We start from the raw sequence: 228 nt of genomic DNA on the forward strand, positions 1-228 counted from the left end.
TTCCTGTTCCCGTAGCTACTAAATCCGCTACTGTTGGGCTATCGGCACTACAGAATGCTTGTGCGCTTGCTGTTGGTGCGGTTGGTGTTGTATTTACGGTTACACTTACTGAGGTTCTACTACTCTCACAGCTACTCACTGTTTGTGATGCATAGTAGGTTCCTGTGCTCAATGCTGTTGTTCCTGCTAAGGCAGTTCCTCCAGTTGACGCTGCATACCATTGGATAC

Annotated in this window: 1 protein-coding gene; it reads right to left on the reverse strand. The window is 47.8% G+C overall.

Annotated elements, in window-relative coordinates; all coding sequences use genetic code 11:
* A partial coding sequence (locus ACXAG7_RS20230; protein ID WP_476667969.1) for an Ig-like domain-containing protein occupies positions 1-228 on the reverse strand: 228 nt, incomplete at both ends.

The organism is Tenacibaculum sp. AWR4_210, assembly GCF_056160945.1.